A 26,271-nucleotide genomic window follows, 5' to 3' on the forward strand; every position below is an offset into this window, starting at 1 on the left:
TGGACAGAGCCCCTTGATTCTGCTATCAGCCGCCCCAATTCGTGGTGTAACGCGCCGCGGAGGCTTGCGGCTATGGCCGCTTGCCTGTTGATTTCAAACCCGAAAGACAGGATTGCACGTGCAGGTACTCGTCCGCGACAACAATGTTGATCAGGCGCTTCGCGCGCTCAAGAAAAAGATGCAGCGCGAAGGCATCTTCCGCGAAATGAAGATGCGCGGACATTACGAAAAGCCCTCCGAGAAGCGCGCCCGTGAAAAGGCGGAAGCCGTGCGCCGTGCCCGCAAGCTGGCCCGCAAGCGCGCCCAGCGCGAAGGCCTGCTGCCGATGACGCCGCGTCCGGTCGCGGCCGGTGCTGCCGGTGCCGGTGCTCCGCGTCCGCCGCGGTTCTGACGTCAATTTTTCGTCCTTTTCCAAGGATATCCAAGGTGGCGCGATGCGGAATCGCCGCCACCTTTTTGTTGTGAGTTCGACCCGGTCCGAGAGGACCGGTTGGGAGAGATGCCGGTTCGGAGGGGGAACGGACCAGACGGCGCAGTAAGGACAGGGCAGACATGGACGCAATCACCGTAGAGCGCAGAACCGCGTGGCGCGGCCTCGCCCTGACGGCAGCCCTGCTTTCCGGGATGGCGCTTGCCAGCTGCCAGAGTGTTCCGACCGGCGAGTTCAACAACATCGACAAGGCGCAAGGCTCGAGCGAGAACATCTCCTCGCTGTCGGCGGTGATCCAGCGCAACCCCCAGGATCCGGAAGCCTACAATGTGCGCGGCTCGGCCTATGGCCGCGGCGGCCAGTACCAGGCGGCGCTGAAGGACTTCAACACCGCCATCCAGCTCAATCCGAATTTTTACCAGGCCTATTCGAACCGTGCGCTCATCCAGCGCTTCCTCGGCGATCAGGCGAGCGCGCTCGCCGACTACAATCGCTCGATCCAGATCAATTCCAACTATGACGCCGCCTATATCGGCCGCGGCAATCTCTACCGCAGGGCGGGCCGGGTCCAGGAAGCCTTCAACGATTTCCAGAAAGCCATCCAGCTCGACACGACCGATGCGCGCGCCTATCACAATCGCGGCCTGATCTACCAGAGTCAGGGCCAGCACGCCTTTGCCATCGAGGATTTCTCGACCGCCATTTCGTTGGCGCCGGACGCCTCCGAGCCTTACAACGGGCGCGGCCTCTCCTACCTTGCCATGAACGACGAGGACAATGCCTTCGCCGACTTCAACATGGCGATCAAGCTCGACGGCAAGAATGCTGAGGCCTGGTCCAACCAGGCGTTGATCTACGAGCGGCGCGGCGACAAGGTCAGGGCCGCGAAATCCTACCGCGAGGCCGTGCACCTCAATCCGACCTACCAGCCGGCCAAGGACGGCCTGGCCCGCACCAGTGCCGGCTGAGCGGCCGGTTAATCGGGCCTCCGTTTCCGCACTCCGACAACCCTGCGTTTAGCTTCGCCTTGCTGGCGCCAAGTTTTCGGCGGAACGCTCGGCGTGCTCAGCCGTTTGTACAAGGCAATTTCGAAAGGACCCTGCCATGATCAAGAAACTCGCTTGTGCCGCTGCTCTCGCCACGACCGTCGTTGCCGCTCCCGCCAGCGCCAGCAAACTCCAGCTCGGCGTGCTCGACTGCACCATCGACGGCGGCACGGCCTATCTCGTCACTTCCAACAAGGGTGTTTCCTGTATCTTTCGTCCGCATCGTGGCGGCCCCTCTGAAGTCTATACCGGTGTGATTTCCAAGCTCGGCGTCGATGTCGGCCGGACGCATCAGGGCCAGCTGGTATGGGCGGTTCTGGCGGCGACCCGCAACCACGATGAAGGCGACCTTGCCGGCAGCTACTATGGCGTGAACGCCGAGGCCAGCGTGGTCACCGGTGGCGGCGCCAATCTCCTGGTCGGCGGCCTCGACAGCGCCTTTTCGCTGCAGCCGCTCAGTGTCCAGGCACAGACCGGCGTCAACCTGGCGGTCGCCGTCACCTCGCTCGACCTGATCCACTCGTTCAAATAACGGCGCAGCATGGCTCCCGAGCGGCGGGGAGCGTAGGTGTCGGCCTGCGAATAGCTGCCGAAGGCTCATAGATTCCGGCAGGCCCACTCCGCAGAGGACGGGCCGCCCTGATGTTCAAAGTTGGGGCGCTCGAAGATCACGGCATGGCAACTGTGTTCATGCCGTTACCGTGACCGAAGATTGCGGCGATCCAATATTGCTTGTCTTCGGTCTGACCAGAATCTCAACGCCTCGTGATCGTCCCCCATCGCACAATTTTGAAATCCGCCACGTCAACGGCGATCAAGACCGCTTGATCTCAACTACGGTTGAGGTTCTAGAAGTCCTCCCATACTGCGGCATGTACTCATTTGGACGTGAAGAACGCTCCAATACTTCAGACCAGCGTCTGAGAAAGCCTGGGGGACCGGATGACCAAGACAAGCACAAACAGGGTCGACTGGCGCGCGCTGTGGGCGAGCGGCGACCTGGCGCGCTTCTGCTTCATCAGCCTCGGCATCCTGCTGCACGCCACCAACGAAACCATGGTGGCAACGGTCATGCCGGCCATGGTCGGCGAACTCGCCGGCGTGCAACTGGTCGGCTGGTCGCTGGCGATCTACGAGCTCGGCGCCATCGTTGCCGGTGCGGCCGCCGGACGGCTGGTGAGCTATGTCGCGCTGCGCACCAACATGATGGTCGCCGCAATGCTCTATGCCGCCGGCGCGCTGGTCTGCGCCACCGCGCCTTCGATGCCGCTGTTCCTCTGCGGCCGCCTGATCGAAGGGCTCGGTGGCGGCGCGCTGGTGTCGCTCGCCTTCGTCTCGGTCGAGCGGCTGTTTGCCCGCGCGATCTGGCCGCAGCTTTTCGGCGTCATGTCGGCGATCTGGGGCGTCGCCGCCTTCAGCGGCCCCGTGCTCGGCGCGGTCATGACCGAATTCTCGTCCTGGCGCTGGGCCTTCGGCGTCTTTACCCTCGGAGGCACGGCCATGGCGCTGGCAAGCTTCATCGTGCTCGACACACCGGAAGCAACAAGGCCGCAGGCGACGGGCGGCTCGGCGCCGCCCTTTCCCTTTGCGGCACTTGGCTGCCTCGCCGTCAGCGTCGTGCTGATTGCCACCGCCGGCGTCGACATCGCCCTGCTGCGCTCGTCGCTGCTGCTCACCCTCGGCCTGGTCGGCCTGGCGCTGTTTATCTACATCGACGCACTGAAGCCGCGCTCGCGCCTGTTCCCGTCGCGGCTGTTCTCATGGCGCTCGCCGGTTGGCGCGGGCATGACCATGGTCGCCGCGTTCTCGGTGGCGACCTGCTCCTTTACCGTCTACGGTCCGCTGCTTCTGACCAGCCTGCACGGCATTCCGATCCTGACCACCGGCTACATCATCGCCGCCGAATCGATCGCCTGGTCGATCCTGTCGATCCTCGTCGCCAATGCGCCGCCGGAACGCGAGCGGCTGATCATCGTCGGCGGGGCGCTGATGATCGCCACGGGCGTCGCCGGTTTCGCCTATACGGTGCCGGCCGGCTCTATCCCGTTGATCCTGCTTTGTGCCTTGCTGCAAGGCGGCGGTTTCGGCATCGCCTGGCCGTTCGTCACGCGTGTCATCGTGGCATCGGCCAAGGAAGGCGAGCAGACGATCGCCTCGGCCGCTGTGCCGACCATGCAGCGCATCGGTTATGCCGTGGGTGCGGCACTGACCGGCATCGTCGCCAACGCCAGCGGCTTTTCCGAAGGCCTGAACCGTGAGGCCGCGGCAAGTGTCGCCGCCTGGCTGTTCCTGGCGTTTATCCCGCTCGGAATCCTGGGATGCCTTGCCGCCTTGCGGATTTCGGGGGCGACCGACACGAAGCCGGCGAAGCTGTCAATCTCCGTGGGGGAGATTGACTAGACAACGACCGTCTTCATCCGGTCGGCGATCAGCGCCGCGAGCCGCGTCGCCACCTCGTCCTTGCTCATCTCCGGCCATTCCTCGACGCCGGCCTTCGAGACGATCCGCACCTTGTTGCGGTCGCCGCCCATCACGCCCGGGGAACCATCTTCATGCGAGACATCATTGGCAACGATAAGATCGGCGCCCTTTTTTGCAAGCTTGGCCTGGGCATTCCTGACCAGGTCCTGCGTCTCGGCGGCGAAACCGACCACCAGCATCGGCCGCTTTTTGTGATGCCCGACACCGGCGAGAATATCGGGATTTTCCACCATCTGCAGCGCCGGTGGCCCCTCGCCCGCCACCTTCTTGATCTTTTCCCCGGCCGAACTTTGAGTGCGCCAGTCGGCGACAGCCGCGACGAACACTGCCGCGTCGGCCGGCAGCAGCTGCTCGACGGCGTCCTTCATCTCGACGGCCGTTTCGACGTGCAGCGTGGCGACGCCGGCCGGATCGGCAATGCCGACCGGGCCGGAGACGAGACGCACGTCGGCACCGAGCCTGGCCAGCGCCGCCGCAATGGCGTGGCCCTGCTTGCCCGACGACCGGTTGGCGATGTAGCGGACCGGGTCGATCGGTTCATGCGTCGGCCCGGAGGTGACAATGATCTTCCTGCCCGCCAGCGGCTTTGGCCGGCTGTCGAGCAGCGCCTCGATCGCGGCGACGATCTCCAGCGGCTCGGCCATGCGGCCCTCGCCCACCTCGTTGCTTTCGGCCATCTCGCCCTTCGCCGGGCCGACGAATGCGACGCCGTCCTTGCTCAGCGTCGCGCGGTTGCGGCGGGCCGCCGGATGCGCCCACATTTTCGGGTTCATCGCCGGCGCCATCAAAACTCGCTTGTCGGTGGCGATGAGCACGGTCGAGGCAAGGTCGTTGGCATGGCCATTGGCGAGCTTTGCCATCAGGTCGGCGGTGGCCGGCGCCACGACCAAAAGGTCGGCCTCGCGCGACAGCCTGATATGGCCGATGTCGTGCTCGTCCTGCCGGTCGAACAATTCGGTGAAAACATGGTCGGCCGACAGCGCCCCGGCCGACAGCGTAGTGACGAACTCCTGCGCCGCCGCGGTCATCACCACCCGCACTGCCGCGCCGCGCTCGCGCAGCCGGCGGATCAGGTCGAGCGCCTTGTAGGCGGCGATGCCGCCGCCGATGATCAGCAGGATGCGCTTGCCGGAGAGGATGCCTCGCGGGCTGGAGACGGCGACCACCGGCGCTGCTGGACTCTGCGAACTCGTCAGTTCGCGCAGTGTTTTCTCGATCTGGTCGATGCGACCGGCCGAACCGAACTGACCTTCGACCGCTGCGCGGATCATCACCCGCGCCTGGTCTTCCATCGACCGGCCATTCTCCGCCGCCAGTCGGCGCAGCAGGTCCTTGACCTCGTCATCAAGGTTGCGGATCGTGATGCTGGCCATCTGATTGCACCTTGCCCGGAATTGCTGAGTGCAATGATAGCAATGCAATCACTTTGCAACAAGCGCTAGAAAATACGCCAGGCGATATACACGAGCGTCAATGCGATCACCCACAGCGCCAGCCGGCCGGAGCGGGTGTAGCGCGCCTCGGCCTTGCCGATCGCGCGTGCGGTCCTTTCGTCGAAACGCAGGCCGTGTTCGGCCATCAGGTCGATCTCACGCGACAGCCGCTCGGTGCGGGCGGCGAGGTCCGGTGCCTGGCGGGCCAGCGCCAGCAGCGCGTTGGCACCGTCGCGCGCATCGGCCAGCAGGGCGCGCGGGCCGAGGTTGCGGGCAATCCAGCCGCTCACCACCGGCTCCGACGTCTTCCACATGTTGAAGGCCGGGTCGAGCGTGCGGGCGACGCCTTCGACGACGACCATGGTCTTCTGCAGCAGCACCAGCTCGGACCGCGTCGCCATGTCGAAGAGGTCGGTCACTTCGAACAGCAGCGTCAGCAGCTTGGCCATCGAGATGGTCTCGGCAGGCTGGCCGTGGATCGGTTCGCCGATCGCCCGGATCGCCTGGGCGAAGGCCGCGACATTGTGCTGGCGCGGCACATAGCCAGCCTCGAAATGCACCTCGGCGACGCGCTGGTAATCGCGCGTGATGAAGCCGTAGAGAATTTCGGCGAGGAAGCGGCGCTCCTTTTTGCCGAGCCGGCCGGCAATGCCGAGATCGACGGCGACGATAGTGCCATTGGCTTCTATAAACAGGTTGCCCGGGTGCATGTCGGCGTGGAAGAAACCGTCACGCAGCGTATGGCGCAGAAACGACTGGACGAGGTTGGCGGCAATCGCCTTCAGGTCGTGGCCGGCGGCGGTCAGGCCGGCAATATCGTTCATCTTGATGCCGTCGACCCACTCCATGGTCAGCACGTCACGACCGGTGCGCTCCCAGTCGACCGACGGCACACGGAAGCCGGGATCGTCCTTGGTATTCTCGCCGAGCTCCGAAAAAGCCGCTGCCTCCAGCCTCAAATCCATTTCGATCTTGGTAGTCTGGGCCAGCGTCTCCGTCACCTCGACCGGCCGCAGCCGGCGCGACGACGGGATGTACTTTTCCTGCAGCCGGGCGGCGAGGAAATAGCTTTCGAGATCGCGAAAGAAGCGGTGGCGCACGCCCGGCCGGATGACCTTCACCGCCACTCGCCTAACGACGCCGTCCTGCAGCGTTTCGGCGGTATGGACCTGGGCGATCGAGGCGGCGGCGACGGCCTCGCCAAAACTGACATAGAGCTCGTCGACCCTGCGTCCGAGCGAGGCCTCTATCGCGGCGACAGCCTCGGCCTTGGGAAACGTCTGCATCTTGTCCTGCAGCATGGCAAGATCAAGCGCGATATCGTTGCCGACGACATCCGGCCGTGTCGCCAGGAACTGGCCGAGCTTGACGTAGGACGGGCCGAGCCGCACGACCGCCTTGGCCAGCCTGTCGCCGCGCTCATAGGCAAGCGCCCGACGGCGGGTGAACAGCCGGGCCATGCGCCAGCCGAATTTCGGCAAGCCGAAGAGCTCGTCACCGGGCAAAGCCGCGATGACACCCTCGCGCACAAGCACCCAGCCGGCCCGCACGAGCCTGAAACCAGCGCCGATGCTGCTCATGGCTGGCTTTGCCCTGCCGGTTTCCTGAACTGGCGCAAGGCACGTCGGAAAATGCGGGCCAGCCTCAAAGCTTCCAGCCCGAATGAAGCGCGGCGATGCCGCCGGAATAATTGCGGAATGAGGCGCGCTCGAAGCCTGCGCGCGAAATCATCGCCGCGAAATTCTGCTGATTGGGAAACTTGCGGATCGATTCGACCAGATAGGAATAGGGCTCGTCATCGCCGGTCACCACCTTGCCGATCCGCGGAATGGCGTTGAACGACCATGCTTCATAGACCTTGTCGAGCAGCGGCATCTCGACCTCGGAGAATTCAAGGCAGAGAAAGCGCCCGCCAGGCTTCAGCACGCGATAGGCTTCGGCAAGCGCCACATCGATGCGCGGCACGTTGCGGATGCCGAAAGCGATGGTGTAGGCGTCGAAAGTAGCGTCGGCAAAAGGCAGTTCCTCGGCGTTGGCTTCGACGAAATCGGTATTTGCCGACAGGCCTTTTTTCTCGGCCCGATCGCGGCCGACGGCGAGCATCGAGCCGTTGATATCGAGAACCGTTGCATGAGCGTGCCTGCCGCTCGCCTCGACGATGCGGAAGGCGACATCGCCGGTGCCGCCGGCAACGTCGAGAACGCTCCAGCCCGGCCGCTTCGGTGGATTGAGCCAGGCGACCATGGCGTCCTTCCACAATCGATGCAAGCCGGCCGACATCAGGTCGTTCATCAGGTCGTAGCGGTTCGCCACCTTGTGGAAAACATCATTGACCAGGGACTGCTTGTCGCCTGGCCCTACCCGCTTGAAACCATAGGAGGTTTCCATGCCGCCCGCAGCAGTGGTTCTTTCAACCGACATCGTTTTGATCCGCCATAAAATCGGCGGGACCATAGCCGATCGATGGTGCGGGCGCTATTGTTTAAGGCGCGGTGTTCGGCCGCGCTTCGAAGCAGGTTCCGGAAAAGTGTCACACGGTTTTTCGACAGGAACTTGCGTCATAAGAAAAAGCCTGACGGGATAATTGAATGCCTTTGAAAGCAGAACTGCACTGCCACATCGAAGGGGCAGCGGCGCCTGAACTCGTCCTCCGCCAGGCTGAGAAATACGGCAAGGATGCCTCGCCCTACATCCAGGACGGCTCCTTCGTCTGGCACGACTTCACCTCTTTCCTCGCCGCCTACGACTTCTCGTCGGACCTGTTCCGCACCGAAGAAGACTATGCGCGGCTGGCCGACCATTACCTGACCAGCCTCGCCCGCGACGGCGCCATCTATTCCGAGGTTTTCACCTCGCCCGACCATGCCAACAAGGCCGGGCTGTCGCCAAAGGCCTATACCGACGCGCTCGGCGAAGGCATGGCCCGCGCCAAGGCGAAGACCGGCATCGAAGGCCGCATGATCGTCACCGGCGTGCGCAATTTCGGTGTCGAATCGATCGAGCGGGCGGCGCGTTTCGCCGCGCGCTGCGGGCATCCGCTGGTGACCGGTTTCGGCGTCGCCGGCGACGAGCGGATAGGCGACCTGGAAGATTATGTCAGGGCCTTCGAGATCGCCCGCGAGGCCGGCCTCGGCATCACCGTCCATGCCGGCGAATTGATGGGCTGGGAGAGCGTCGAGGCGGCACTCGACCACATCCGCCCGTCTCGCATCGGCCATGGCGTGCGCGCCATCGAGAACCCCGAGCTTGTGCGGCGCATCGCCGACGAAGGCGTCGTGCTCGAATGCTGCCCTGGCTCCAACATCGCCCTGAAACTCTTCGACAGCTTCGCCGACCATCCCTTCCCCGCCTTGCGGGCAGCGGGCTGCAAGGTGACGCTCAACTCCGATGACCCGCCCTACTTCTGGACCTCGCTGAAACGCGAATACGACATCGCTGCCGAGCATTTTGCGATGGACGACAAGGCGCTCACCGCCGTCACCAGGACGGCCATCGAGGCAGCCTTCGTCGACAGGAAGACCAGGGCGGTGCTGCTGGGCAGGCTCGGCGCCAAGGGCAGGTGAATGGTGAATGGTTCACCCGGCGCTTCGGTTCGTCAGCCGCGAGTTTTTCCGCGCAACCAAGGACTCGCAAACCAGTTCACTATTCACTATTCACCATTCACCATTCACTTGCGCAGTTGGAGAACACCATGAAGGGCGTCACCGTCGTCGACCATCCGCTTGTCCAGCACAAGCTGACCATCATGCGCAAGAAGGAAACCTCGACGGCCGGCTTCCGGCGGCTGCTGCGCGAGATCTCGCTGCTGCTCGGCTACGAGGTCACCCGCAACCTGGAACTGACGACGACGACCATCGAGACGCCGATCGAGACGATGGAGGCGCCGACGCTGGAGGGCAAGAAACTGGTCTTCGCCTCGGTGCTGCGCGCCGGCAACGGCTTGCTCGAAGGCCTGCTCGATCTGGTGCCGGCGGCGCGTGTCGCCCATATCGGCCTCTATCGCGACCATGAGACGCTGGAAGCGGTCGAGTATTTCTTCAAGGCGCCAGGCGACCTCGCCGACCGGCTGGTGATCGTCGTCGATCCGATGCTGGCGACCGCCAATTCGGCGATCGCTGCGATCGACAAGCTGAAAGGCCGCGGTGCCACCAACATCCGCTTCCTCTGCCTGCTGGCGGCACCAGAGGGCCTCGAGCGGTTTACCCAGGCGCATCCCGATGTTCCGGTCTTCACCGCTTCCATCGACCGCCAACTCAACGAAAAGGGCTACATCATGCCGGGTCTCGGCGATGCCGGCGACCGCATGTACGGCACCAAATAGATCCGTTTACCGATTGTTTACGCAAACGGCTGGTTTCCGCACTCGTTAAAGCGGCAATCACCATGTCGGACTAAGGATCGGCAACCACAAAGGCCGGTCCATGCTGCGCAAGCTCCTCATCCTTGGCGTGTTTGCCGGAACGTCGGCATCGCTGCCGATCGTGTATCAGTCCAATTCACAGGTAATCGAGCGGCTGTTGAAATCCGCCATCGGAGCCAGGCCGGCCGACACACAAACCAACCTGAATCTCGCCGCCGTCCCGGACAGGCCGGCAACGCCGCAGCCGCTCGGCCGCAAGGTCGTCGTCACCGCGGACGCGCGCGGGCATTTCATGTCGGTCTTCAAGTTGAACGGTCGCCAGGTCGACGGCATGATCGACACCGGTGCGACGCTCGTCGCCATCAACACCTCGACCGCGCGCAGGATCGGCATCTCGCTCAATTCGACGGACTTCAGCCATCAGGTCAACACCGCCAATGGTGCGATCAAGGCCGCCGTGGTGACGATTGATCGCCTGCAGATCGGCAAGATCACCGTCGAGGGCGTCGAGGCCGTCGTGCTCGATGACAGGGCGCTGCACACCAACCTGATCGGCATGAGCTTTCTGCAGCGGCTCGAAAAATACCAGGTCGAAGGCGGCAAGCTGCTGCTGGTTCAGTAGAACGTGATCCCGAACCGCAGGTCCGCGCCAGCGAAAAGTTGGGGACCAGTCTTCGGACAAGATCGTGGTCCAAAGAAAGATAGAACCCATCCGATACCGTCGGAATGGCTCTACCCGCGGGGCAGGATCCGCCGGATGACGGTTTTCTCCGTGGCCGGTTTGGAAGTGCCGATGGTATAGGCCGAAAGCACGGCGGCCGCGGCCGCTTCGGCATCCCCGGCATTGCGGGCATGGACCAGCGCCAGCGCTTCGCCGGCCCGCACTTCAGCGCCGACCGGCAACAGCCTGGTGATGCCGACGGCGTGATCGATCCTGTCGTCGGGCCGCGTCCGCCCGCCGCCAAGCCCGACCACGGCAAGCCCGATCTCGCGGGTCGCGATGCCGGTGACAAAGCCGTTCGCGCTCGCCTTGACCGCGAATTCCGTTGCCGCTTTCGGCAGATATTTTTCCGGATTGTCGACAAAGTCGACGGGACCGCCCAGTGCCGCCACCATGCGCGCGAAGATGGAAGCGGCGCGGCCGCCGGCCAGCGTCTCGGCGGCGCGGCGCAGGCCGTCCTGGTTGGACGACACCAGGCCTGCCGATTGCAGCATCTCGGCGGCCAGCGCCAGCGTCACGTCCTCCAGCCGCCGGTCGCGAAAGCGGCCGGTGAGAAAATCGACTGCGTTGCGCACCTCGACCGCATTGCCGGCGGCGGACGCCAGCGGCTCGTTCATGCCGGTGACCAGCGCCGAGGCCTTAAGGCCGGCGCCATTGGCGACGTCGACCAGGCTGTTGGCCAGTGCGGTTGCGTCGCGCGATTTCTCCATGAAGGCGCCGTTGCCGACCTTGACGTCAAGCACCAGCGAATTGAGGCCGGCGGCCAGCTTCTTCGACAGGATCGAAGCAGTGATCAGCGGCACCGATTCCACCGTTCCCGTCACATCGCGGATGGCGTAGAGCCTGGCGTCGGCGGGTGCGAGATCGGCGGTCTGGCCGATGATGGCGCAGCCGGTTTCGAGCACCGTCTTGCGGAAGCGCGCAACATCCGGCTGGCTGATATAGCCGGGGATGGCATCCATCTTGTCCAGCGTGCCGCCGGTATGGCCCAGACCCCTGCCGGAAATCATCGGCACATAGGCGCCGCAGGCAGCGACGATCGGCGCCAGCATCAAGGAGACATTGTCGCCGACGCCGCCGGTCGAATGCTTGTCGGTGACCGGACCGGGCAGATCCGACCAGTCGAGCACATCGCCGGAATCGCGCATCGCCATAGTCAGCGCCACCGCCTCGTCGCGGCTCATGCCGTTGAAGAACACCGCCATGGCAAAGGCGCCGACCTGCGCGTCGGTGACTGTGCCGGCGGTCAGACCCTCGATGAAGAACGCTGTCTCCTCAGCCGAGAGCTTCTGGCCGTCGCGCTTGCGGCGGATGATTTCCTGGGGAAGCATCAGGCGTCGACCCTGTGCTCCGGAAGCCCGTCCTGAAAAACACGCTGCAGAATGGTCGCCAGCCGCGCGCCGCCGACCGGTGCCATGTCCTTGGTCTCCTGGTGCGACAGCTCGGCTCCGGTCATGCCGGCGGCAAGGTTGGTCACGACCGAACACGCGGCGACGCGCAGCCCGAGGAAGCGGGCGAGAATGACCTCCGGCACCGTCGACATGCCGACGGCGTTGGCGCCCATGACGCGCGCCATGCGGATCTCGGCGGGCGTCTCGAAGCATGGGCCGGAGAACCACATATAGACGCCCTTGTGCAGCTTGGTACCGGTGGCCTTCGCCGCCTGCTCGATGGCGGAGCGGAGACCGGCGTCATAGGCTTCGGTCAGGCCGACGAAACGGCGGTCGCTCGGTTCGCCGATCAGCGGGTTGGAGCCCGAGAAATTGATGTGATCGGTGATCAGCATCACCGAGCCCGGGCCCATCCCGGGATCGACCGAACCGGCGGCGTTGGTGAGGATCAGCCTGGAGATGCCGAGGCCGGCGAGCACCTCGAGTGCCGGCCGCATCGCCGCCGCGTTGCCGTGCTCGTAATAATGCGCCCGGCCGGACAGCATCAGCACCGGCGTGCCGGCAAAGAGCCCCGCCACCACCTCGCCGGCATGGCCGCTGACTCCGCTTCGGGGAAACCCCGGCAAGTCGGCGTAGGAGATTCGCACCGCATCCTCGACTTGGTCGACAAGCCCGCCAAGCCCTGACCCCAGCACCAAGGCGGTAGTCGGCGCCAGCCCGTCCAGCCTTTCGACGAGGTGATCGAGCGCTTCCTTCATTTCAGCACATCGCCTTCAAACCCGTATGGCAGCAACTCGCCCATGGTCACGGTCTCGACCACGCCGCTATCATCGCAGAGATAGAACTTCGTCTCCGGCCGGCAGAATTCCGCCAGCCGCTGCCGGCAGCCGCCGCAGGGCGAGCATTTTGCCACGCGTTCGGCGATCACGGCGATTTCCGTGATTTTGCCGCCGCCGCCCATGATGTAGTTGGCAAGTGCGGTGGTTTCGGCGCACCAGCCCTCCGGATAGGACGCGATCTCGACATTGGCGCCGGTGAAGACACGGCCGTCCTCGGTGCGCAACGCCGCGCCGACCGGAAATTTCGAATAGGGCGCATAGGCCTTGGCCATGGCGGCTTTCGCCGCTTCGAACAGATCATGAGCCATAATAGATCAGCGTTCCTTGACATAAGGCACGCCGCCGGCGCGCGGCGGGATTGCCTTGCCGATGAAGCCGGCAAGCAGGATGACGGTCAGCACATAGGGCAGCGCCTGCATGAATTGCACCGGCACCTTGCCGATCAGCGGCAGCGGCGTGCCTTGCAGGCGGATCGACGCGGCGTCGAGGAAGCCGAACAGCAGGCAGGCGAACATGGCGTTGACCGGTTTCCATTTGGCGAAGATCAGCGCGGCCAGCGCGATATAGCCCTTGCCGGCGGTCATGTCCTTCACGAAGCCGCCATTCTGCACCATCGACAGATAGGCTCCGGCAATGCCGGTGAGCACGCCGGTGCAGATCAGCGCCCGATAGCGCAGCCAGGCGACTGATATGCCGGCGGTGTCGACCGCGGCCGGGTTCTCGCCGACGGCGCGCAGGCGCAAGCCGAAGCGGGTGCGAAACAGCACCCACCAGGTGAACGGCACGGCCAGGAAGGCGAGATAGACCAGCACGGAATGGCCGGAGATGAGTTCCGAATAGATCGGCCCGAGAATCGGAACGCTCCTGAGCGCCTCTGCGCCCGGCCAGATGATTGCCTCGAAGCGCTCGCCGGCGGCCAGCGCCGGCGTGCGCCCGCCTTGCTGGAACCAGGCCTGGCCGAGCATGATCGTCGATCCGGCGGCAATGAAATTGATCGCGACGCCGGAAACGATCTGGTTGCCGCGATGGGTGATCGAGGCAAAGCCGTGGATCAGCGCGAAGGCAACCGAGATGAGGATGGCCATGCCGAGGCCGAGATAGGCCGAGTGGAAGACCGAGGCGGCGGCCGCACCGGCGAAGGCGCCGACAAGCATCTTGCCCTCGAGCCCGATGTCGAAGACGCCGGCCCGCTCCGAATAGAGGCCGGCGAGACAGGCGAGCAGCAAGGGCACAGACAGGCGGATGGTCGAGTCCAGGACCTGTACGATGGCGTTGAAGAAATCCATCTCAGGCGCCCTTCCCCTTGACCGCTTCCATGCCGACCGATTTCGGGCTGAGCGAGGCGAACAACGCCTGGACGTAGGGCCGGAACATATGCTCGAGCGCGCCGGCGAACAGGATCACGAGGCCCTGGATGATGACGATCATGTCGCGGCTGATCACCGGCATCTCGAAGGCGAGCTCGGCGCCGCCCTGGTAGAGCATGCCGAACAGGATCGCCGCCAGCACGATGCCGACCGGGTGCAGGCGTCCCATCAGTGCCACCGCGATGCCGACGAAACCGGCGCCCGAAACGAATTCGAGCGCGACATTGTGCTGGTCGCCCATCGTCGGGTTGAGCGCCATCATGCCGGCCAGCGCGCCCGAGATCATCATCGCAATGATGATGATGCGGATCTCCGAAATGCCGGCATAACGCGCCGCTTTCGGGCTGTGGCCATAGGTGCGCATCTCGTAGCCGAGCTTCGTGCGCCAGATCAGCACCCACACCAGAAAGGCCATGGCTAGCGCCAGCAGGGAACTGACGTTGAATGGCGCCGAACGGATTTTGGCGCCGAACAATTCGATGACCCAGTTGAGCTTCGGCAATTGCGCGCCTTCGAGGAAGGTGCGCGTCTGCGGCGCCATCGAGCCGGGCGGCTTCAGCATCCCCACCAGCGCATAGACCATGACGCTGGCGGCGATGAAATTGAACATGATGGTGGTGATGACGATGTGCGAGCCGCGCTTGGCCTGCAGATAGGCCGGGATCAGCGCCCACAGCCCGCCCATCGCCGCGGCGGCGATAATGGCGATCGGGAAGGTCAGCCACCAGGGCAGCACGCTGTCGAAGGCCAGGCAAACAATGCCGATGCCGAGACCGGCGATATAGCCCTGGCCCTCGCCGCCGATGTTGAACAGGCCGCAATGCGCCGCAACCGCCACCGAAAGCCCACTGAAGATGAAGGTGGTGGCATAGAAAAGCGTGAACGCGATGCCTTGGCCGCGGCCGAAGGCACCCTCGACCAGGATGACGGCTGCACGCAGCGGGTTCTCGCCGACCAATATGACGACGAAGCCGGCGACGACGAATGCGACGAACAGATTGATCAGCGGGATCAGCACGTAATCGGCCCAGGCCGGCAGCTTGGCATAGGGGGTGCTCACTCGGCGGCCTCCCGGTGCTCGACGCCGGCCATCAGCAGGCCGAGCTCGCCCTCGGTCGCGTCGGGGCCGCGTTCGCCGACGATGCGGCCGGCAAACATCACCAGGATGCGGTCGGACAGCGAGCGGATCTCGTCGAGCTCGACCGAAACCACCAGCACCGCCTTGCCCTGGTCGCGCATGGCGATGAGGCGCTTGTGGATGAATTCGATGGCGCCGACATCGACGCCGCGTGTCGGCTGGCCGACGATCAACACGCCGGGATCTTGTTCCATTTCCCGCGCCAGCACGATCTTCTGCTGGTTGCCGCCGGAGAAATTGGCGGTCTTGAGGCGGCAGTCCGCCGGGCGGATGTCATATTTGACGATCTTGTCCCGGGCATCGTTACGGATGGCGTCGATGTCAAGGAACGGCCCCTTCAGATAGCGCGCGTCGTCCTGGTAGCCGAGGATCGAATTCTCGTTTTCCTCGAAGGCCAGCACGAGCCCGACATGATGGCGGTCCTCCGGCACATGGGCGAGGCCGCGCTCGCGCAGCTCGCCAGGGTCGGCGGCGCCGGTGAGGTCGATCGGCTTGCCGTCGAGCATGACCGAGCCCGAAACGGCATGCCTGATGCCGGAAATCGCCTCGAGCAATTCGGACTGCCCGTTGCCGGCGACGCCGGCAATGCCGACGATCTCGCCGGCATGGACGTCGAAGGAGACGTCGTCGACCATGGTGACGCCGCGGGAATCCTTGACCGTCAGGTTCTTGACCGCAAGCTTGACGCCGCCGGCCTTCGCCTCGCCCTTTTCGACGCGCAGCAGCACGCGCCGGCCGACCATCAGCTCGGCCAGCTCCTCGACCGTGGTCTTCCTGGTTTCGCGTGTCGCCACCATCGTGCCCTGGCGCATCACCGACACCGTGTCGGTGATCGCCATGATCTCGCGCAGCTTATGGGTGATCAGCACGATCGTCTTGCCCTGCTCCTTCAGCTGCCTGAGGATGCGGAACAGGTGGTCGGCCTCGGCCGGCGTCAGCACGCCTGTCGGCTCATCGAGGATCAGGATCTCGGCGCCGCGATAGAGCGCCTTGAGGATTTCGACGCGTTGCTGCAGGCCGACCGGCAACTCCTCGATGATGGCGTCGGGATCGACTTCGAGCCCGTATTCGCGCTCGAGCCGCTCCAGCTCGGAACGCGCCTTGGCAATGCTCTTCTTCAGCAGCGCATCGCTTTCGGCGCCGAGAATGACGTTTTCCAGCACCGAGAAATTGTCGACCAGCATGAAATGCTGATGCACCATGCCGATGCCGAGCGCGATCGCATCATTCGGTGTCTTGATCGATGCCGGCTGGCCGCCGACACGGATCTCGCCGGAATCGGCTTGGTAGAAACCATAGAGGATCGACATCAGCGTCGACTTGCCGGCGCCGTTTTCGCCGACGATGCCATGGATGGTGCCGCGCATAATCTCCAGATTGATGTCGCGGTTGGCGCGCACGGCGCCAAAGCTCTTGTCGATGCCGATCAGCTCGATTGCGGCTTGCGCCATGCAGCCTGTTCCCACTGTTATTTTTTTACCGCTTGGTCAAACGCCTAGCATGACGCCCAGTCTGTGCCAATTGGGTCCGTAGCAATTGGCCGGAGCAGGTTCACTCTCGACAAATCCCGCCATGCTTGTCAATTTCCAACGTGGCCGCAGCCTGCACAATCGCCTGATCGAGGATTTCAAATGACCATGCCCGAGGACCGGCTGACGACGCTGGAAATCCGCGCCGCCGAGCAGGAGAAGACCATCGAGGAACTGTCCGGCCAGATCGCCGAGCAGTGGAAGGTGATCGAGCGCATGCAGCGCAAGCTCGACGCGCTGGCCGAGCGCTTCCTGGCGCTGGAGGAACAGGCCGCGCCCGACGTGCCGGTGACCAAGCCGCCGCACTGGTGAGCGGGCCGACAAGACAAAACCGCCGGGCTTTCACCCGGCGGCTCGTCACTTCAGCAGTGCCAGTCGATCAATAACAGCAATCGATCAATACGGGCAGGCATTGTCCGACATGTAGTCGTGCACCTTGATGGTGCCGGCTATGATGTCGGCCTTGGCTTTTTCGACCGCCGCCTTCATCGCATCGTCGACAAGCGCCTTGTTGTTGTCGTCCATGGCGTAGTCGACCCCGCCTTCCTTGAGGCCGAGATCGTTGACGCCCGCCGTGAACTTGTCGTTCTTGGCATCCATGAAGGTGTTGTAGACGGCAACGTCGACGCGCTTGACCATCGAGGTCAGCACCTTGCCGGGCTGCAGGCCGTTCTGGTTGGAATCAACGCCGATGCCGAGCTTGCCGGCGTCGGCCGCTGCCTGCAGCACACCGACACCGGTGCCGCCTGCCGCTGCGTAGATTACGTCGGCGCCCTGGTCGATCTGCGTCTTGGCGATCTCGCCGCCCTTGGCCGGATCGTTCCAGGCTGCCGGCGTATCGCCGGTCATGTTCTGGATGACGTCGGTGGCCCCGGCCGCCTTGGCGCCGCCGACATAGCCGCAGCCGAACCTGCGGATCAGCGGAATATCCATGCCGCCGACGAAGCCGACCTTCTTGGTCTTGGAAGCCATCGCCGCCATCACGCCGACGAGGTACGAGCCTTCCTGCTCCTTATAGACCAGGGAGCGGACATTGGGCTTGTCGACGACCATGTCGATGATGGCGAATTTGGTCTCGGGGAACTCGGTGGCGATCTTGTCAAGCGCGTCAGCCCACGAGAAGCCCGCCATGACGATCGGGTTGCGGCCGTCCTCGGCGAAACGGCGCAGCGCCTGCTCGCGCTGGGTGGCGTTGCTGACCTCGAATTCCACATAGGGGATGCCGGTCTCGGTCTTGAACTTTTCAGCGCCGTGGAAGGACGCCTCGTTGAACGACTTGTCAAACTTGCCGCCGAGATCATAGAGGATCGCGGGTTGAATGTCCGCGGCGAAGGCCGGAAGAACCATTGCAGCTGCGGCCATGAGGCCGAGAACGATACGTTTCATGTGATCCACACCCCTGTCGGTTATTTGTCCATTATGCACCGCATGCCGGCCCGGTTCTCCGGCAGGCATACGGTGTCGGGCAGGAGTGTCTTCCTCCCGCTTCGGGTCAATCTGGCACGGCCCGAAACAAAATTCACGTGGAATTTTGACCCTTTGGAAAAGCATGGCGCCGCATCGCGGCGCCACAGCATATTCCTTGCGTCGGGGGCATAAAATCAGGCGGAGACGGCGGCCGGAATGGCGCAGGTGACGCCGGTTCCCTGCAGGCCGCAATAGCCGTAAGGGTTCTTCGCCAGATATTGCTGGTGGTCTTCCTCGGCGAAGTAGAATTCCGGCGCCGGCGCGATCTCGGTGGTGATCTTGCCGCGTCCGGCACCGCGCAGCGAAGCCTCGTAGGCATCGCGCGAGGCGAGCGCCGCCTGGTACTGCGCGTCGTTGAACGTATAGATCGCCGAACGGTAGGTGGTGCCGACATCATTGCCCTGGCGCATGCCTTGCGTCGGGTCGTGGCTTTCCCAGAACAGCTTCAAGAGCTCGGCATAGGACACGATCTTGGGATCGTAGATGACGAGCACGACTTCGGCATGGCCTGTCAGGCCCGTGCAGGTTTCCTGATAGGTCGGGTTGGGCGTGACGCCGCCGGCATAGCCGGCCGCCGTGACCCATACGCCCTCGACTTGCCAGAACAGGCGCTCGGCGCCCCAGAAGCAGCCCAGCCCGAACGTCGCCATTTCCATCCCTTCGGGATAAGGACCCTTGAGCGGCCTGTTCGAGACAAAGTGCTTCGATGCCGTCGGGATCGGCCGGTCGCGGCCGGGCAACGCCTCGGAGGGTTTCGGCAGGTTGAGCTTCTTGTTCAGCATGTCGCTAAGAAACATGTGTGGCTTCCTTTTCTTCTTGGTTGAGCCTTCCTGGTACGGGATCACCGGGTCAGGCTGGAAATGTCAGGTTGCGGCGAACCGCCCGCTGGGGCGCTGCCGCCTGTAACCGATGGCATAAAGAATGAACGCCAGCACCGCGAACACGGCAAAGCCGGGCTGGCTGAGCACCCAGGCGATGGCACCGTCCCACAGCAGCGGGTTGACCTTGTCGCGGACGAAGCTTTCGAAGGCGCTGCGCGTATCCGGCGAAACCGCGAGCCAGCTGGTGTTGAGCGGAGTCATCACCAGCGCCGAAGCCGCCACCGAGCGGGTCGCATCGAGCACGGCCATGATGACCGAAACCGAAAGCGCGATCATTGCGGCAAGACGGAAGATAAAGCGGAACATCCGGACCCTTCCTCCCCAGGAGTTTATCAGAATGTCGTGTGGACTGTTAAATAGGATCTGCGTGCTTTATCCGCAATCGCGACACGCGAAGTTGAACCTGCGGCAGCCGGGTTCGCCGGGACCGGTGGCGCGCCGGGGACGGCAAGCACACCTCGGCCGCTCCTTTCGATAGGCTCCCAACGGGTGCCCCGGCGACATGGGCTGAGCATCCGTATCCGGCAAAGCGAATAGGCTGCTGTTATGTCTTGGCATTCGGCACCGGATCGACTAGATGAGCCCCGCGTCTGTTGCTTTGACGGCTCAGGCGCGGGGAAAGGGTATCCGCTGGTTGACGGCGCCCACGGCCGGAATTCCGGCACCGGAATCCCAAAGGAGATGCATCTCCCCAACCGGCGCGGCGAAACCGGCCGCGTCGAAAATGCTAAAGAGACGGAGAGGTGGCCGAGTGGTTGAAGGCGCACGCCTGGAAAGTGTGTTTACGGGAAACCGTAACGCGGGTTCGAATCCCGCTCTCTCCGCCAGTTAAATCTCACCGGCTCGCCGAGTCTGAAGGGACACTGGACGGCGACTGCCGCTGCGATGCAGTATCTTGAGGCAGGCAGAGGGGGGCGCGAGCGGCTTTCATCTTCGCCGCACTCTTACCTCAGATCAGCCCACAACCGATCGGCCCGCGCTTCACCAGAAGCACGGGCTTAGTCGACACGGCACTGTCGCCGCCCCGTCTAGCGCGGGACCGCTTGTATTTCCGAGACTGAGCGCTCTGTTTCGGCGGAGAAAACCACGAAGGCAAAGATCAGCACGGCGGCAGCGACAATCATTGAGCCAGTGGCGACAATCGGCTCGAGCGCCGGATTTCCCTGCAGCATCAGGTAAAGCGCCGGCAGCATCACGACCAGGCCGAGATTGTAGACGCCGTAGTGGATCATCGCGCTCCTGCGGGCGGCCTTCGCCGGGTTCAGGGCATAGTAGCCGCCGAATATTGCACTGGTGACCCATCCCAGCAGGTTGATGTGCGCGTGAGCCGGAAACGCGCCGTGATCGCCTGAAATTGCCATCTGCAGGCCAGCTGCAATTCCCAGAATAAGAAAGACGATGGCTGTCTTGAAAAAGAGCTCCGAAACCTTAGGCATGTCATTCTCCCAAACCCGTTTTGCCGCCGCATCATGCTGTGGTTCCGGCGACCTTGCCAAGGGGACCGTCAGACCTGCATTTGTCGCCGGCCTGACAGCCCGTTGGCGGCCGGCCGCCGGGCCTGGCCGGTTGCGAGATCGGCCGGCAAAAAATATGCGCTCACGCTAATTTGATTGCAATATCACCCGCCAGGCTTCCATGTCGTTCTCACAAGGGAAGTGCCCTGCACGATGGTGGTGCCATACGCGCCAAAGGTCTGCCCGTCAGTGTTGCAGCAAGGCCTCGCCGAACTTCTCCCACAGCTGTGCGCAATCTGTTGCTCTGAGGCTGGGGGTTCCGACTGGGCCATATCTGATGACGGCGGCGTGAACATCATAGCCAACGATAGGTGCATTGGCGACAAAGTGGATAGCCTCGCCCAATCGGCGGGGGCCAATTGGCGCATCGGTTTTGTTGGTGATATCGAAGACACCACGAATATCCGCTTCCTGATTCCTGGCTGCCAACGCAGCCGCCATTACCCTTTCTTGCATCATCGAAATCTCTCCTATCGGTCTAAGTCTAAGAACCGCGGCTTGTGCCGGTCCGGCAGCTGACAACCGGCAAATCGAAGTGCCTTTTGCAGCATCTCGATTGGCTCTTGCTGCGAGCCACTCCGCCCGCTCCCGCGGCAAGCCGATAAGGCAACTGCCAGCGAAATCCGCAGGCACATCCACGGTCGCATCAAACACGGCCCACGTGCCAGTCGGCTCCTGAACGGGCAAAAACCTCATAACAGCGCCTGCTAATATACTATGCCGACTGTGAGGACGAGACTTTTTCCTGCATCAACTAAACGAATGAGAGCTGGTGTCGAAGTGCCGGGCGACGCTCGTCGAAAACAAATCGTCGGCGACATCGCCTGGATCGAAGGTGGGCCTGAGCAGCGATCCGGCCGCATTCGAGGTTCGCCGACAGGGACAAGCACAAGACGCAGCGCCGGCACGCCTCGTCAAATGTTACTTTCTGCCCTGCGGATAGATCGTCTCGCCGCGCTTCAGCATCTCCACGAACGCCGCGATCTTCTTCTTGCGTCCGGCTTCGGTTTTCATGTTGTGGATGCGGAAGGCGAGTGCGAAGCGGTTTTGGCCGCTGAGCTTTGCCAGCATCTCTTTCGCCGTGGGCTCGGCGTCTACTGCCGCCTGGAGGTCGTCGGGGATCTTCATCTCCTTGCCGCTCTTGTAGGCGCGCGCCCAGCGGCCGTCGGCCTTGGCCGCATCGACCTGCCTCAGCCCGTGCTCGGTCATCCGGCCCTCCTCGATCAGCCGGGCGACATTGTCGACATTGATCTGGCTCCAGGTGCTCTTCCTGCCGCGCGGGGTGTAGCGCTGCAGGTAGCTTTTGCCGTCCAAGGCCTTGCGCACTGCATCGATCCAGCCCCAGCACAACGCCGCGTCGATGGCTTGCTTCGGCGTGATCGACGGCAGTCCCGAATCGAGCTTATGGATCTTGATCCAGACTTCGTCCTCGCTGTCGTGATGCTCGCCAAGCCAGGCATGGAAGCTTTCGGCATCCCTGAACTCGCGCACCTTGGCGGGGTCGACCTTGACGGGCGCCATCAGCCGGTCCGCCCATGACGCGAGCGCGTAACGACGCCAAACCGCTTGCCGGCCGCGCGCGCGCTCACCTCAGCTCCGAGTTCGCAATCCGCAGGCCTGGTGATTCTCGCCGGCACGCATTCAGCCCGCACGATTGGGCGTTCCGAGGACATGGGATTTCGGCGGCAGCATGACGTTGTCGAATGTCTGCGTGAACATCGCCGCCGCAAAGAAAGCGACGGCGCGCAGGGTTTCGGTGCCGGTGTTGACGAGGTCGTGCCTGACCGGCGTCGGAAGTACCAGGACGCTGCCCGGCCCGACCGGGTGGGTGGTGCCGCCCTCAATGTGTAGCTCGCCGGTGCCGGCGATGATGTATTGCGTCTCTTCGGTGGCGTCGCTGTGCCAGCCGAGCCGCTTGCCGGGCTCGATCTCGTAGACAATGACCGAGGACTGGGTGGTGCCGTGCCCGCCGTAAACCGCGAAAGCGCCGGCCCATTTGACCGACGGATCGTCCTCTGCCCAAACCAGCGAACGTTCGAGCCTGTCGGATGCGACGACTGCTGTCATGGCTTCGTTCCTCTCAGCGAATTGCGAACACGAATCTAGATGATTTTTCTGGTCTGCGTCAGCAAAACTGGCTGCTGACCGTTCCCTCGTGCATTGCGCGTGACGATTTGTCGGGCCGCGATCCGACCTATTCTACTCTCGGGCCGGATCACTGAGCCGATACCCCAATGCAACCAAGCCTTTACCTTTTAGTCAGTTTTGAGTTGCCCCTGCGTTGCGTTCGTGGTCCGGTACAACCAGGGCGCTCAATGCGGCATTCGGCAACGGTCGCCTCACCGACCGTCAGGGCAACACACCGTCGAGCCAATACAGGAGATAGCAATGGGCATTTTCGACAGTATCAAAGGTGCGATTTTCGGAAACGCGGTTGCGGGCGAAGCGCCGCCGGCGCAACCGTCTCCCGCGCCTGCTTCGAGCACGGCCACCCAGCCGACGGCGCCTACCCGATCCGCCCCGGCTGCAACCCCGGCTCCGGCCGCGCCGGCCGCGCCGTCCTCTGCCCCTGACATCGCTGCCATTCTCGACAAGGCGGTGGCCGCGAGGGGGCAGAAACTCAACTGGAAGAATTCGATCGTCGACCTGATGAAGGCTCTGAATATCGACAGCAGCCTCGGCGCCCGCAAGGAGCTTGCCCACGAGCTGAACTACACCGGCGATATGAACGACACTGTAACGATGAATCTGTGGCTGCACGACGCACTGATGAAAAAGCTGGCCGAGAACGGCGGCAAGCTTCCGAGCGACCTGGCCGCCTAGAGTCACAAGACAAGCAATTCCAGGAAAACGTGTGAACGGTTTTCCGTCCGGAATTGCGTCAAACAAAAAAGACAGACCGGTTCTGCCCGCACCGTGGTTCTTGCTGCGCCGGCTTCGGCCGCAACCGAGCAGACCACACTGCCAAGCATCAGACTGCCCGTAAATAAAACTGAGACCGATCCCGGCCGCCGGGATTGGGTCCATGGCGAAGTCGCATGGCACAAAAGCGCTGCCCTCGCGCCCGGATTGCCTCCCGCAAAACCGACGATTTCGGTCGCTGCCCACGCGCTGGTAGGACCACCATTTTGCTGGCGAAACGCGACGTTCGGCGTATCATTCTCTCGGGAGAGGGTTGATGGTGGGAGGAAGCCAATGAACGTGGTGAAGCGGGTGACGGTCGCCGACTTGACAGCCCAAGAGCTTGTTTCATCTGCGCTTTCACGGTTCGGTGCCGGCGACACCATATCGACGAGGGCGATGCTGGACATCGTTCGCAGGACGGCTCCGGCCTGCGGCAACAGTGACGACGATCTGGTCGAGCTTATCGTCATGACGGCGGTTGGTAGGACCATGGGCGTCGTGTTCGACCATCGCTCCCATTAAAACAATCTGGAACGAACATCAGGCTGCGCCCAGGAGCAGTGGCGGGCGGTGGCAGCGCCGCCAAAGAGGCCGGCCTGTTTGTGCGTGAAGGTCGGCCTGGCACCAAGCCCTTGCTTTGAGCAAAACCGCTGCTCATGCCGGGTCATGCCCGAAGCCGGTAGTTGGGCGACACGCTCGAAGGAACTCGCTGAAATCTTGCCCGTTATGCTCTCGTTGAGATGAGGAGAGCTGCCATGGCCGACGACAAAACCGAGACCGACAGTCGCGACCGCTCACGAGTGGCGGGCGGCGAAGACTACGAGGTACGTCACTTCGCCGAGGAAGCGGGCATTACCCCTGAGCAGGCGCGCACGCTGATCAAGCGCCACGGCACCGACCGCAAGGTGCTGAACGAAATCGCCGAGAGCATAAGAGCGTCGTAATGGCTGACAAGAAAACCGCAATGGCCGACCGCAAGACGCGCGATCTGGACGAAAAGCAGGCTCTGCGCCTGGCCGAAACCACCGACGTTTCGCCGAAGCAGGCGAAGGATCTGATGCGCAAGCACGGCAAGGACAGCCCGAAGGTCGAGAAGGAAGCCAAGAACTTCAAGGCCGAGGGCTGAGCTGCCCAGCCGGTTGGACGCGCGGCATGGGGCCGCGATCCTGCGGCTTATCGGTTTTCTAACAAATTCGGCCTATCCCTTCCGCTATCGCGGCTCAGGGATGCCATATGCGCGGGATATCTGGTGGGGCGAGGCCGTCGATAGACGACATACGGCATGTGAGGCTGATGTTTTGCCTGGTGGCGGCGGTCGTGATGGCGGCGGCGCTCCTCGCCTTTGCCCACTCCCTCCTGCAGGATCCCGATAGCTGGTGGCACATCAAGGTCGGCATGGATATGCTGGCAAGCCGCACATTCCCCACCGTCGACATCTATTCCTACACTTTTGCCGGCCAGCCATGGATCGCCAAGGAATGGCTTAGCCAGGTTCTCCTTGCAATTGCCTTTCAAGCCGGCGGCTGGAACGGCGTGGTGCTGCTGGCGGCTGCAGTAATCGCGCTGACGGCCTTCTTGACGTCGTGGTATCTCAGCGCGTGGTTGAAGCCGACGCTGGCGATAGGACTGACGCTGGTTCTCGCGCTCTTGATCGGGCCAATCTATGTCGCCCGGCCGCACATCTTTACCTTGCCCATCATCGTCGTCTGGACCGCTGGTCTTTTCCAGGCCGCACGCAACGAGAAAGCACCGCCCTTATGGCTGCTGGCGCTGCTTTGCCTGTGGGCCAATCTCCATGCCACCTTCACCTTCGGTTTCGTCATCGCCGCCTTCGCCGGGCTCGATCTCGTCATGCGCACACGCTTGTCGAACCCCCGGCTGCTGGCCAAGTGGATCGCTTTCGGGCTGCTTTGCCCGCTGGTCAGCCTGCTCAATCCCTATGGCGTCAAGGCCATACTCGCCACATTCACCGTGGCCTATGGCAATGAGGCGGTGCCTTACATTGCGGAGTGGCAACCCTTCGACGCCGCGCGGCACACCCTCCAGGAGGTAGCCCTGCTGGTGGCGCTTTTCGGGCTGCTCGTGTCGAGATTGCGCATTGGCTGGGCCAAGGCGCTGTTCCTTGTCTTCACGTTGCACGTCTATCTCACCCACATACGGTTCATGTACCTGTTCTTTCTTCTCGTGCCGGTGGTCCTTGCCGTCGAGGTCGCGCAACAATATCCAGCGCTTTCAGCCGAGAAATGGGCGGCGGAAAAGCGTGACGGACTTGAACAATTTTTCGCACGGCAATTTTCCAGGATTTGTGCTGGACTTGCCGTTTTGCTGGTTTTGGCGGCTGCCGCCTTGACGAGCTATCCGGTCGCGCCGAGCCAGAAGACCTCGGCGAGGGATGCACTGGCCTTTGCCCAAACCCATAATCTGTCGGGCAATCTGCTGAACTCCTACGATTTCGGCGGCACGCTGATTTTCCATGGTATCAGGACGTTCATCGACGGCCGCGCGGATCAGCTCTTCCTGAATGGCTTTACGGAAACGGATGAGCAGACGGGGCACAGCCGGGGCAAGCCGATCCTGAAAGCCCAACTCGACAAATATACGATAGGCTGGGCGTTGTTGACCGCCGACGACAGCCGCATTCCGTTCTTCGACGAACTGGGCTGGAAGCGGGCCTATGCGGACGATTACGCGGTGATCTACACCCGCGCGGACTGAGCCCCGGCAGCTTCGCGCGCCGGTGCGCACCTCCCTCCTGAAGCTTCGGCCAGCG

The 26,271-nt window shown here is 63.3% G+C and carries 29 protein-coding genes and 1 tRNA gene; 14 read left to right on the top strand and 16 right to left on the bottom strand.

All coding sequences use genetic code 11. The features are described 5' to 3' along the window. The first annotated feature begins 118 nt into the window (after positions 1 to 118). From rpsU to NKH04_RS05560, 4 genes are all read left to right on the top strand, one after another. Entirely contained in the window at positions 119 to 391 is a 273-nt protein-coding gene (rpsU, locus tag NKH04_RS05545) for a 30S ribosomal protein S21 (protein ID WP_023675331.1), read from the top strand. 161 nt (positions 392 to 552) lie between these two features. Beyond that, the gene (locus NKH04_RS05550) at positions 553 to 1,398 is read left to right on the top strand and encodes a tetratricopeptide repeat protein (RefSeq protein ID WP_352469482.1); all 846 of its coding nucleotides are present in this window, start codon (positions 553 to 555) and stop codon (positions 1,396 to 1,398) included. A gap of 136 nt (positions 1,399 to 1,534) precedes the next feature. Then, complete coding sequence (locus NKH04_RS05555) at positions 1,535 to 2,008, top strand: DUF992 domain-containing protein (RefSeq protein ID WP_352918282.1); 474 nt, start codon at positions 1,535 to 1,537, stop codon at positions 2,006 to 2,008. 410 nt (positions 2,009 to 2,418) lie between these two features. Beyond that, complete coding sequence (locus tag NKH04_RS05560; RefSeq protein WP_352918284.1) at positions 2,419 to 3,876, top strand: MFS transporter; 1,458 nt, start codon at positions 2,419 to 2,421, stop codon at positions 3,874 to 3,876. Here the strand turns inward: NKH04_RS05560 and coaBC are convergent. From coaBC to ubiE, 3 genes are all read right to left on the bottom strand, one after another. After that, the gene (coaBC, locus tag NKH04_RS05565) at positions 3,873 to 5,330 is read right to left on the bottom strand and encodes a bifunctional phosphopantothenoylcysteine decarboxylase/phosphopantothenate--cysteine ligase CoaBC (RefSeq protein ID WP_352767729.1); all 1,458 of its coding nucleotides are present in this window, start codon (positions 5,328 to 5,330) and stop codon (positions 3,873 to 3,875) included. The two genes, NKH04_RS05560 and coaBC, sit on opposite strands and share 4 nt — an antisense overlap. Positions 5,331 to 5,395: 65 nt before the next feature. Next, a complete protein-coding gene (ubiB, locus tag NKH04_RS05570) occupies positions 5,396 to 6,970 on the bottom strand; it encodes a 2-polyprenylphenol 6-hydroxylase (protein ID WP_352918286.1) in 1,575 nt (524 codons plus the stop codon). 64 nt (positions 6,971 to 7,034) lie between these two features. Continuing rightward, entirely contained in the window at positions 7,035 to 7,811 is a 777-nt protein-coding gene (gene ubiE / locus NKH04_RS05575) for a bifunctional demethylmenaquinone methyltransferase/2-methoxy-6-polyprenyl-1,4-benzoquinol methylase UbiE (protein WP_352469477.1), read from the bottom strand. Positions 7,812 to 7,978: 167 nt separating this feature from the next. On the opposite strand from ubiE, the gene NKH04_RS05580 reads away from it, so the two are divergent. From NKH04_RS05580 to NKH04_RS05590, 3 genes are all read left to right on the top strand, one after another. Further along, positions 7,979 to 8,953: an adenosine deaminase gene (locus NKH04_RS05580; protein ID WP_352918288.1), complete on the top strand. Its 975-nt coding sequence runs from the start codon at positions 7,979 to 7,981 to the stop codon at positions 8,951 to 8,953. A gap of 128 nt (positions 8,954 to 9,081) precedes the next feature. Further along, positions 9,082 to 9,711 carry a uracil phosphoribosyltransferase gene (gene upp / locus NKH04_RS05585; protein WP_023675320.1) on the top strand — a complete coding sequence of 210 codons (630 nt, stop codon included), beginning with the start codon at positions 9,082 to 9,084 and terminating at the stop codon, positions 9,709 to 9,711. A 100-nt stretch (positions 9,712 to 9,811) separates the two neighbouring features. Next, the gene (locus NKH04_RS05590) at positions 9,812 to 10,372 is read left to right on the top strand and encodes a TIGR02281 family clan AA aspartic protease (RefSeq protein ID WP_352767076.1); all 561 of its coding nucleotides are present in this window, start codon (positions 9,812 to 9,814) and stop codon (positions 10,370 to 10,372) included. A 110-nt stretch (positions 10,373 to 10,482) separates the two neighbouring features. Here the strand turns inward: NKH04_RS05590 and deoA are convergent, their stop codons facing one another. Genes deoA through NKH04_RS05620 form a run of 6 tightly spaced genes read right to left on the bottom strand, consistent with a single transcriptional unit; the run spans position 10,483 to position 16,657 of the window. Continuing rightward, on the bottom strand, positions 10,483 to 11,802 hold the full coding sequence (deoA, locus tag NKH04_RS05595; protein WP_352918290.1) for a thymidine phosphorylase: 1,320 nt from the start codon (positions 11,800 to 11,802) through the stop codon (positions 10,483 to 10,485). Continuing rightward, entirely contained in the window at positions 11,802 to 12,620 is an 819-nt protein-coding gene (locus NKH04_RS05600) for a purine-nucleoside phosphorylase (protein ID WP_352539395.1), read from the bottom strand. Before NKH04_RS05600 ends, deoA begins: the two co-directional genes overlap by 1 nt. Then, the gene (cdd, locus tag NKH04_RS05605) at positions 12,617 to 13,009 is read right to left on the bottom strand and encodes a cytidine deaminase (protein WP_352488680.1); all 393 of its coding nucleotides are present in this window, start codon (positions 13,007 to 13,009) and stop codon (positions 12,617 to 12,619) included. The genes NKH04_RS05600 and cdd overlap by 4 nt, the downstream gene beginning before the upstream one ends. A 6-nt stretch (positions 13,010 to 13,015) precedes the next feature. Beyond that, positions 13,016 to 13,987: an ABC transporter permease gene (locus NKH04_RS05610; RefSeq protein ID WP_352469471.1), complete on the bottom strand. Its 972-nt coding sequence runs from the start codon at positions 13,985 to 13,987 to the stop codon at positions 13,016 to 13,018. A 1-nt stretch (position 13,988) separates the two neighbouring features. Continuing rightward, positions 13,989 to 15,128: an ABC transporter permease gene (locus NKH04_RS05615; RefSeq protein ID WP_352539396.1), complete on the bottom strand. Its 1,140-nt coding sequence runs from the start codon at positions 15,126 to 15,128 to the stop codon at positions 13,989 to 13,991. Next, positions 15,125 to 16,657 carry an ABC transporter ATP-binding protein gene (locus tag NKH04_RS05620; protein WP_352682437.1) on the bottom strand — a complete coding sequence of 511 codons (1,533 nt, stop codon included), beginning with the start codon at positions 16,655 to 16,657 and terminating at the stop codon, positions 15,125 to 15,127. Before NKH04_RS05620 ends, NKH04_RS05615 begins: the two co-directional genes overlap by 4 nt. Before the next feature lie 180 nt (positions 16,658 to 16,837). Here NKH04_RS05620 and NKH04_RS05625 point away from each other — a divergent pair, with 180 nt between their 5' ends. Next, entirely contained in the window at positions 16,838 to 17,047 is a 210-nt protein-coding gene (locus NKH04_RS05625) for a SlyX family protein (RefSeq protein ID WP_031211352.1), read from the top strand. Positions 17,048 to 17,131: 84 nt separating this feature from the next. Here NKH04_RS05625 and NKH04_RS05630 read toward each other — a convergent pair whose 3' ends face one another. From NKH04_RS05630 to NKH04_RS05640, 3 genes are all read right to left on the bottom strand, one after another. Further along, positions 17,132 to 18,121, bottom strand: coding sequence for a BMP family lipoprotein (locus NKH04_RS05630; protein WP_352918293.1), 990 nt, complete (start codon positions 18,119 to 18,121; stop codon positions 17,132 to 17,134). A gap of 215 nt (positions 18,122 to 18,336) precedes the next feature. Continuing rightward, entirely contained in the window at positions 18,337 to 18,999 is a 663-nt protein-coding gene (gene msrA, locus NKH04_RS05635) for a peptide-methionine (S)-S-oxide reductase MsrA (RefSeq protein ID WP_352918295.1), read from the bottom strand. Positions 19,000 to 19,065: 66 nt separating this feature from the next. Beyond that, positions 19,066 to 19,389: a hypothetical protein gene (locus tag NKH04_RS05640; protein ID WP_352469464.1), complete on the bottom strand. Its 324-nt coding sequence runs from the start codon at positions 19,387 to 19,389 to the stop codon at positions 19,066 to 19,068. Between the two features lie 431 nt (positions 19,390 to 19,820). On the opposite strand from NKH04_RS05640, the gene NKH04_RS05645 reads away from it, so the two are divergent. Then, positions 19,821 to 19,910 (top strand) — tRNA-Ser (locus NKH04_RS05645). A 201-nt stretch (positions 19,911 to 20,111) separates the two neighbouring features. Here NKH04_RS05645 and NKH04_RS05650 read toward each other — a convergent pair. The 4 genes from NKH04_RS05650 to NKH04_RS05665 form a co-directional block, all read right to left on the bottom strand. Further along, entirely contained in the window at positions 20,112 to 20,519 is a 408-nt protein-coding gene (locus NKH04_RS05650) for a hypothetical protein (RefSeq protein ID WP_352677553.1), read from the bottom strand. A gap of 264 nt (positions 20,520 to 20,783) precedes the next feature. Beyond that, positions 20,784 to 21,056: a hypothetical protein gene (locus tag NKH04_RS05655; RefSeq protein WP_352469463.1), complete on the bottom strand. Its 273-nt coding sequence runs from the start codon at positions 21,054 to 21,056 to the stop codon at positions 20,784 to 20,786. A 462-nt stretch (positions 21,057 to 21,518) separates the two neighbouring features. Beyond that, a complete protein-coding gene (locus NKH04_RS05660; RefSeq protein WP_352918296.1) occupies positions 21,519 to 22,118 on the bottom strand; it encodes a YdeI/OmpD-associated family protein in 600 nt (199 codons plus the stop codon). A gap of 120 nt (positions 22,119 to 22,238) precedes the next feature. After that, positions 22,239 to 22,664 (bottom strand): cupin domain-containing protein, encoded by a 426-nt coding sequence (locus NKH04_RS05665; protein ID WP_352465923.1) that lies wholly within the window; start codon positions 22,662 to 22,664, stop codon positions 22,239 to 22,241. 321 nt (positions 22,665 to 22,985) lie between these two features. Here NKH04_RS05665 and NKH04_RS05670 point away from each other — a divergent pair, with 321 nt between their 5' ends. The 5 genes from NKH04_RS05670 to NKH04_RS05690 all read left to right on the top strand — a co-directional run bounded on the left by NKH04_RS05670 (position 22,986) and on the right by NKH04_RS05690 (position 26,216). Then, positions 22,986 to 23,420 carry a DUF3597 domain-containing protein gene (locus tag NKH04_RS05670; protein WP_352539401.1) on the top strand — a complete coding sequence of 145 codons (435 nt, stop codon included), beginning with the start codon at positions 22,986 to 22,988 and terminating at the stop codon, positions 23,418 to 23,420. Between the two features lie 372 nt (positions 23,421 to 23,792). Further along, positions 23,793 to 24,023 (top strand): hypothetical protein, encoded by a 231-nt coding sequence (locus NKH04_RS05675; protein WP_352469460.1) that lies wholly within the window; start codon positions 23,793 to 23,795, stop codon positions 24,021 to 24,023. Positions 24,024 to 24,256: 233 nt separating this feature from the next. Further along, the gene (locus NKH04_RS05680; protein WP_352918298.1) at positions 24,257 to 24,445 is read left to right on the top strand and encodes a DUF3606 domain-containing protein; all 189 of its coding nucleotides are present in this window, start codon (positions 24,257 to 24,259) and stop codon (positions 24,443 to 24,445) included. Beyond that, complete coding sequence (locus NKH04_RS05685) at positions 24,445 to 24,627, top strand: hypothetical protein (RefSeq protein WP_352814468.1); 183 nt, start codon at positions 24,445 to 24,447, stop codon at positions 24,625 to 24,627. The genes NKH04_RS05680 and NKH04_RS05685 overlap by 1 nt, the downstream gene beginning before the upstream one ends. A gap of 167 nt (positions 24,628 to 24,794) precedes the next feature. Then, entirely contained in the window at positions 24,795 to 26,216 is a 1,422-nt protein-coding gene (locus NKH04_RS05690) for a hypothetical protein (RefSeq protein ID WP_353044053.1), read from the top strand. The last annotated feature ends 55 nt before the right edge of the window (positions 26,217 to 26,271 follow it).

This window comes from Mesorhizobium sp. M1365, from assembly GCF_040317865.1.
GTDB lineage: Bacteria > Pseudomonadota > Alphaproteobacteria > Rhizobiales > Rhizobiaceae > Mesorhizobium.

Bases quoted from the DNA above. Each gene is read 5' to 3' on its own strand.
- NKH04_RS05600 (WP_352539395.1), bottom strand. From the start codon at position 12,620: ATGAAGGAAGCGCTCGATCACCTCGTCGAAAGGCTGGACGGGCTGGCG.
- ubiE (WP_352469477.1), bottom strand. From the start codon at position 7,811: ATGTCGGTTGAAAGAACCACTGCTGCGGGCGGCATGGAAACCTCCTAT.
- NKH04_RS05640 (WP_352469464.1), bottom strand. From the start codon at position 19,389: ATGTTCCGCTTTATCTTCCGTCTTGCCGCAATGATCGCGCTTTCGGTT.
- deoA (WP_352918290.1), bottom strand. From the start codon at position 11,802: ATGCTTCCCCAGGAAATCATCCGCCGCAAGCGCGACGGCCAGAAGCTC.
- NKH04_RS05650 (WP_352677553.1), bottom strand. From the start codon at position 20,519: ATGCCTAAGGTTTCGGAGCTCTTTTTCAAGACAGCCATCGTCTTTCTT.
- NKH04_RS05590 (WP_352767076.1), top strand. From the start codon at position 9,812: ATGCTGCGCAAGCTCCTCATCCTTGGCGTGTTTGCCGGAACGTCGGCA.
- NKH04_RS05580 (WP_352918288.1), top strand. From the start codon at position 7,979: ATGCCTTTGAAAGCAGAACTGCACTGCCACATCGAAGGGGCAGCGGCG.
- NKH04_RS05660 (WP_352918296.1), bottom strand. From the start codon at position 22,118: ATGGCGCCCGTCAAGGTCGACCCCGCCAAGGTGCGCGAGTTCAGGGAT.
- upp (WP_023675320.1), top strand. From the start codon at position 9,082: ATGAAGGGCGTCACCGTCGTCGACCATCCGCTTGTCCAGCACAAGCTG.
- NKH04_RS05685 (WP_352814468.1), top strand. From the start codon at position 24,445: ATGGCTGACAAGAAAACCGCAATGGCCGACCGCAAGACGCGCGATCTG.
- NKH04_RS05680 (WP_352918298.1), top strand. From the start codon at position 24,257: ATGGCCGACGACAAAACCGAGACCGACAGTCGCGACCGCTCACGAGTG.
- cdd (WP_352488680.1), bottom strand. From the start codon at position 13,009: ATGGCTCATGATCTGTTCGAAGCGGCGAAAGCCGCCATGGCCAAGGCC.
- NKH04_RS05620 (WP_352682437.1), bottom strand. From the start codon at position 16,657: ATGGCGCAAGCCGCAATCGAGCTGATCGGCATCGACAAGAGCTTTGGC.
- NKH04_RS05610 (WP_352469471.1), bottom strand. From the start codon at position 13,987: ATGGATTTCTTCAACGCCATCGTACAGGTCCTGGACTCGACCATCCGC.
- NKH04_RS05630 (WP_352918293.1), bottom strand. From the start codon at position 18,121: ATGAAACGTATCGTTCTCGGCCTCATGGCCGCAGCTGCAATGGTTCTT.
- NKH04_RS05560 (WP_352918284.1), top strand. From the start codon at position 2,419: ATGACCAAGACAAGCACAAACAGGGTCGACTGGCGCGCGCTGTGGGCG.
- NKH04_RS05665 (WP_352465923.1), bottom strand. From the start codon at position 22,664: ATGACAGCAGTCGTCGCATCCGACAGGCTCGAACGTTCGCTGGTTTGG.
- msrA (WP_352918295.1), bottom strand. From the start codon at position 18,999: ATGTTTCTTAGCGACATGCTGAACAAGAAGCTCAACCTGCCGAAACCC.
- coaBC (WP_352767729.1), bottom strand. From the start codon at position 5,330: ATGGCCAGCATCACGATCCGCAACCTTGATGACGAGGTCAAGGACCTG.
- NKH04_RS05670 (WP_352539401.1), top strand. From the start codon at position 22,986: ATGGGCATTTTCGACAGTATCAAAGGTGCGATTTTCGGAAACGCGGTT.
- NKH04_RS05625 (WP_031211352.1), top strand. From the start codon at position 16,838: ATGACCATGCCCGAGGACCGGCTGACGACGCTGGAAATCCGCGCCGCC.
- ubiB (WP_352918286.1), bottom strand. From the start codon at position 6,970: ATGAGCAGCATCGGCGCTGGTTTCAGGCTCGTGCGGGCCGGCTGGGTG.
- NKH04_RS05555 (WP_352918282.1), top strand. From the start codon at position 1,535: ATGATCAAGAAACTCGCTTGTGCCGCTGCTCTCGCCACGACCGTCGTT.
- NKH04_RS05550 (WP_352469482.1), top strand. From the start codon at position 553: ATGGACGCAATCACCGTAGAGCGCAGAACCGCGTGGCGCGGCCTCGCC.
- NKH04_RS05655 (WP_352469463.1), bottom strand. From the start codon at position 21,056: ATGATGCAAGAAAGGGTAATGGCGGCTGCGTTGGCAGCCAGGAATCAG.
- NKH04_RS05675 (WP_352469460.1), top strand. From the start codon at position 23,793: ATGAACGTGGTGAAGCGGGTGACGGTCGCCGACTTGACAGCCCAAGAG.
- NKH04_RS05690 (WP_353044053.1), top strand. From the start codon at position 24,795: ATGTTTTGCCTGGTGGCGGCGGTCGTGATGGCGGCGGCGCTCCTCGCC.